The organism is Mesorhizobium sp. M7D.F.Ca.US.004.03.1.1 (assembly GCF_003998635.1).
GTDB lineage: Bacteria > Pseudomonadota > Alphaproteobacteria > Rhizobiales > Rhizobiaceae > Mesorhizobium > Mesorhizobium loti.
This window is the reverse complement of sequence record NZ_RZQG01000492.1, coordinates 1-4,517: the sequence shown is the minus strand read 5'-3', so window position 1 is coordinate 4,517 and position 4,517 is coordinate 1. Positions and strand designations below refer to the sequence as shown.

Genomic DNA, 4,517 nt, shown 5'->3' with positions numbered 1-4,517 from the left:
GTCCCAACCGCGCGCATTCGCGATGTGATGATGCCTGCGGTGCCTGAGGGGTGGACGGTGGGCATTGGAGATCGCGACGGTAATTACGTGGCACGTTCCAGGTCGCACGAGGAGATGACCGGCAAGCCCGGATTGCCAGAATATCTGGAAAAAATCGTTGGCCGCTCCGGCAGCTTCACGTCCCGCAACTACGAAGGCATCACGCTGCTGGCAGGCTACTACCGATCGTCATATTCCGATTGGTTTTATACCGCCAACATGCCGCTTTCGGATGTGCAGGCGCCGCTGTGGCGCTCGCTCGCGGCAATTTGCGGGATAGGCCTCCTGGCGCTTCTTGTGTCAATCGCCCTCGGGTACGTCGTTGGAAAGCGCTTCACTGGAGCGACCGCCGACCTTGCCGCTCGCGCTGAGGCGCTGGGCCACGGCCGCGCCGTTGAACCTATGTCAACCTCGGTTACCGAGTTCGCTGCTATCGCGCAGGCGCTGGTTGACGCAGAGCGAGCCATCGCTGAGCGTCGGTATGAGTTGGAGACAGTGCTGGAGACGGTGCCGGCGGCGGTCTGGTTCACCTATGACCCGAAAGCGCTCCAGGTGATCCGCAATCGCTTCGCTGCCGAACTCATGGGTTTACCGACGGACGTCCGTAAATCCTTTGGGGCGCCCGATCTGGTGATCAACACCGTCGCAGTCAAGGACGGCCACACCGTAAGCCGTGAAGACCGACCTCTAAGCCGGGCAATGCGCGGAGAGCTGACCGACAACGAAGAGTTCGCCTACACCCTTCCATCAGGGGGGAGCGCTTCCTGCTGTCGAGCGCGCGTCCGATCCGCAGCCCAAGCGGCAACATTATTGGCGCTGTGCAAATCAGCCTGGACATCACGGACCGTAAACGCGGCGAAGAGCACCGCAAATTGCTGGTGAATGAACTGAATCACCGCGTCAAGAACACGCTTGCGGTGGTCCGATCCATCGCAAGCCAGACGATCCGCAACGCTACGACGTTGCCCGAGGCAGGACGGACCCTGTCCAACCGGCTCATCTCGCTGGCAAAGGCGCACGACATCCTTACGCAACAGAACTGGAGCGGTGCCGATCTCAATGATCTGATCACAGCGTCAATCAAGCCGCATGCATCGATCGAGCGCTTTCAAATCAGCGGCGGCAAGGTTTGGCTTCCGCCAAACGTCGCCCTCTCATTTGCTCTCGCGCTTCATGAACTTACGACAAATGCAATCAAATATGGGGCGCTGTCGAATGCAAAGGGCAAGGTTTCGATATCCTGGAAGCTTGTTGGTCAAAAACAGCAACGCCGACTTGAACTCGAATGGCGAGAGACAGGCGGCCCAACCGTCGGCCCTATCGAGCGCAAGGGGTTTGGCACCCAGCTTCTGGAGCGCATATTCGCCTCCGACTCGGCAGGCCGAATCGTCCTGACGTTCGAAAGGTCAGGACTGGCTTGCGATTTTCGGGTGAACTTGTTTGAGCCGAATGAGGCTGAGGCACATTTCCCAAGCAGCGAAACTTAGACCTCGCCGGTTCAGTCCGAGCTATTTGCATAGGAAGAAGATCTTGCCGTTGGCCGCTACTCGCCCACGCCAAAGCGGTTATGTCAGAGAAGGGAACGTTCTGCTTCGGGTGTCCGCCAATGGCGCAACCTGATCGTTCCGATCGACGAGAAGAATGGCAACATTCCAGCCTTTAGACTAGCGACGTTGCCGCCACGCAGCGGCAATGAAGGTTCTGCCAGCTACTGCGCACCCGGTGTCCATTCGGGCAGCGGCGCAAGGCTGCGGTTGAACTGCTTCCACCACATGGACTGATCTATCTCGCAGCACGCGCGAAGCATGGCGTGCGCCTTCTCGAAAGCCTGGGTGGCGAGATCGTCGAACGTCATATGCGCGGCGTATGGTATAGACACCACCAGTTCCTGACCGGTCTGTGTGCCGCCTTCGTCAACCTGAAGATAAAGCCAAATGACGAATTGTGCGTCTTGGCCGCTCGCGTCCGCATTGCCGATCTTGATGCGGTCGATACCTGCTGCAGTGACTTTCATGCGGAGACCCCTTCATTTGGTTGGATTCGCAGTGAATCCCAGAAGTCCGCAGCGATCAGAAAGGTTCCCGGACCGTTGTCCCTATGGTGAAGTATTGATAAAGAAGTGGTTAGGCAGCCCCTACCCTTCATATGAATTTCGCATGGTTGGTGAACCATCCAGAAACTAATTTAGGGGCATGCCGCTGAGGGGGCCATGCAGCCGGCAGCTTGAGAGAACCATCCTGTACGTCCGTCGGCTATCCGGCAAACGGCAGATCGCGGATGTACGTGCGACGATCTTCGCAGGACAGGTCAGCACTGATGTTCAACGGGGGTCCGAAGATACCCGTCGGATACCCCATCGCAGGAACGAAAATGGAAGAGAAGCAGGACTTTCGTGTGCAGTTTATGCACACGAACCCTTATAACGCGTTGATTTTGCCAGTCTATCCGTCCAGTCCATCATCGGCGCAATAGCAAGTTTGTTGTCTGTTATATTAATGTCATCGTCTTCTTTTGATCTAGGTCGATCCAATTCCCGATTGGAAAGACAGACCAGTTGGCAAAAGGCGCCCGCCTACGCCACCGCAACGGAAAGCCACATGGCTACATCGACGTTCTTGTTGCACATAGTGCACACGAAAGCGGTTGGTCTAGTGCACTCCGGAGCAGCCGGCAACGCCACACGCGACCAACAGGTTGGCCCCGGCAAGCGATGCCTCGAAGTGTGCCCGTACGGTACGCGATGTCTATTCAGTCGAAGAAACCGGCGTCCTCTTCCTTGAGATACTTCTTTGCGCCTGCGGCATCGATGTCCACGCCCAATCCGGGAGCTTCGAGCAAGTCGATCATCGAATCCTTCACGATCCGCGTCGGCAGGCCAATAACGATATCCTCCCACCAGGGGTCGGAGGCGCTGGGGTATTCGAAGGCGATGTAGTTGGCGGGCAGAGTTGCGCAGACATTGATCAGCGCGCCGAGGCCGAGGAGACCATTCGCCGTGCCGTGCGGTGCCATCATGATCGAGTGCATGTAGGCATGTTCGGCCACCCATTTGAGCTCGGCGATGCCGCCGATATCTGCGGGGTCCGGACCGATGATGCGGACCGCCTGCGTTTCGATCAGTTCCTTGAAGTTATGACGCAGGTAAATCTGCTCTCCTGTGTGGATAGGGGTGGACGTGGATGTCGTGAGTTCGCGGTAGGCCTGCGGATTGACCCATGGCACGTAGTCGCCCGTCAGCATGTCCTCGAGCCACATGAGATTGTATTTTTCCACCGCCTGCGCGAAGCGGATGGCGTCCGGCAGAAACCAGCCGGGGCCGCAATCAAGCGCGAGCGAAACCTTGTCGCCGAGCACCTCCTTCATGGCGATGACGCATTCGATCATATGCGCCATGCCGCGCTCGCTGATCTGCCCCTGGTCCATCGCCCCGTGATAGGTCGGCGGCTGGCGGACGCCGTAGTGGAAGTCGGGCACGCTCGTCTTCATGTTGGAGTGGAAGCTGATCCCCTGCTTGACCATGAAGAAGTTTTCGGGCCGCTCCATCATCCACTTGACGTCGGCCGCGTAGTCCTCGGGCTTGTCGCCGGTCCTTTTTTTGCGGATGGAGCCGTTGTAGACCCGCACCTTGTCGCGCACCTTGCCGCCGAGCAGCTTGTAGACTGGAACGCCGGCCGCCTTGCCGGCGATGTCCCAGAGAGCGTGCTCGATGGCGCTGACGGCGGCGCCATAAGGCTTGAACGAGCCGCGCTGCCGGATCTTCAGCATGCAGCGTTCGACGTCGGTCGGATCTTCACCGATCAGCGCCTCGCGGAAATGCAGGACCCAGGGCTTGAGATAGGGCTTGGTGTACTCAACCTCGCCGAGGCCATAAAGACCTTCATCGGTCACGATGCGGACGATGGGATGTTTGCCGATGACGGCGCACCGGAGATCGGTGATCTTCATGATGTCCTCTATTTCACCGACGAGAAGGCGGTTGGCGCGAGAAACTGGCTGGAAATATTGGCCAGGATCGGGCCATCGCGCTCGGACTCGTCGCGGACCTTGAGCCATGCCGGATCGGTGGTGAAGGCCTTCCATTTCACTTCGCGCTCGGCAAGGGATTCCCAGGCGACGAAATAGGTCAGTCGATTGCTGCTTTCGCCGACCACCGTGGTGAAGAACCCGGCCTGGCGGATGCCGTGCTTATCCCACAGCGCCAAGGTATGGTCGTTGAAACGCTTGAGCAGTGCCGGCAGCTGGCCCGGCAGGCAGTCGTAAATGCGAAGTTCGTAGATCATGGTCGATCCTTCTGTTCACCTCTCCCCCCGGGGAGAGGTGTAGAGTCAGCTCCACGTGCGGTCCCAGGAATATTCATCGTCCCAGTGATCGGTCGGCTGCCAGATGCCGGTGATGCCGGGCTGCAGGTGCTGGCTGATCACTTCGTCGACGACGTCGTCGATGCCCAGGCCCGGTCTGTCGGGGACGGTGATGAAGCC

4 protein-coding genes and 2 pseudogenes are annotated in these 4,517 nt (G+C 58.7%); 2 read left to right on the top strand and 4 right to left on the bottom strand.

The features are described 5' to 3' along the window. Together EN935_RS42240 and EN935_RS42235 are read left to right on the top strand one after the other, a co-directional pair. Positions 1-921: pseudogene (locus tag EN935_RS42240) on the top strand (hypothetical protein); the annotation flags it as partial. After that, a complete protein-coding gene (locus tag EN935_RS42235) occupies positions 804-1,526 on the top strand; it encodes an HWE histidine kinase domain-containing protein (RefSeq protein WP_348629910.1) in 723 nt (240 codons plus the stop codon). The pseudogene EN935_RS42240 and the gene EN935_RS42235, both read left to right, overlap by 118 nt. Before the next feature lie 221 nt (positions 1,527-1,747). Here EN935_RS42235 and EN935_RS23645 read toward each other — a convergent pair whose 3' ends face one another. The 4 genes and pseudogenes from EN935_RS23645 to EN935_RS23630 form a co-directional block, all read right to left on the bottom strand. Next, positions 1,748-2,053: a hypothetical protein gene (locus EN935_RS23645; RefSeq protein ID WP_127373657.1), complete on the bottom strand. Its 306-nt coding sequence runs from the start codon at positions 2,051-2,053 to the stop codon at positions 1,748-1,750. Between the two features lie 734 nt (positions 2,054-2,787). Next, the gene (locus tag EN935_RS23640) at positions 2,788-3,984 is read right to left on the bottom strand and encodes a mandelate racemase/muconate lactonizing enzyme family protein (RefSeq protein ID WP_109671213.1); all 1,197 of its coding nucleotides are present in this window, start codon (positions 3,982-3,984) and stop codon (positions 2,788-2,790) included. 8 nt (positions 3,985-3,992) lie between these two features. Beyond that, positions 3,993-4,319 (bottom strand): NIPSNAP family protein, encoded by a 327-nt coding sequence (locus EN935_RS23635; protein ID WP_023767759.1) that lies wholly within the window; start codon positions 4,317-4,319, stop codon positions 3,993-3,995. Positions 4,320-4,364: 45 nt separating this feature from the next. Next, a pseudogene (locus EN935_RS23630) lies at positions 4,365-4,517 on the bottom strand (mandelate racemase/muconate lactonizing enzyme family protein); the annotation flags it as partial.

What these genes read in the sequence shown, in the direction of transcription:
- EN935_RS23640 (WP_109671213.1), bottom strand. Translation starts at nt 3,984, where the DNA reads ATGAAGATCACCGATCTCCGGTGCGCCGTCATCGGCAAACATCCCATC.
- EN935_RS23645 (WP_127373657.1), bottom strand. Translation starts at nt 2,053, where the DNA reads ATGAAAGTCACTGCAGCAGGTATCGACCGCATCAAGATCGGCAATGCG.
- EN935_RS23635 (WP_023767759.1), bottom strand. Translation starts at nt 4,319, where the DNA reads ATGATCTACGAACTTCGCATTTACGACTGCCTGCCGGGCCAGCTGCCG.